This is a genomic window from Staphylococcus sp. HMSC62A08 (assembly GCF_001839105.1).
Classification (GTDB): Bacteria; Bacillota; Bacilli; order Staphylococcales; family Staphylococcaceae; genus Staphylococcus; species Staphylococcus caprae.
In genome coordinates, this window is record NZ_KV840028.1 from 1 (window position 1) to 353 (window position 353).

Sequence of the window (353 nt, forward strand, 5' to 3'; positions counted from 1 at the left end):
AAATATTGCTAGTACAACAAAATAAACAGCAGCAACTTTCCAACCTAATAAAGCCCATAACATAAATAGCATTAATGGGTTCATCAATGGTGAAGCCATTAAGAAACTCATAGATGGACCAAAAGGTACTTTAGAATTTAATAATCCTGCGAGTATTGGAATAGTCGAACAGGAACAAAAGGGCGTTATCGCACCAAATATCATCCCTAAAAAATAATTGATTCCTTGGTTAGGCTGACTTAACATGCTTTTGATTTTATCTTCCGAAACTACTTGTTGGATTAGACTTACAATAAAACTTACGATTATGAACAGTATTAATAATTCAAAAAATAGCATTAGAAATGTTTTCA

Annotated in this window: 1 protein-coding gene; it reads right to left on the reverse strand. The window is 31.7% G+C overall.

Annotation, left to right across the window (positions count from 1 at the left end):
- Positions 1-353: permease (locus tag HMPREF3264_RS03475; RefSeq protein WP_176746808.1), on the reverse strand; the 353-nt coding region annotated here is incomplete at both ends.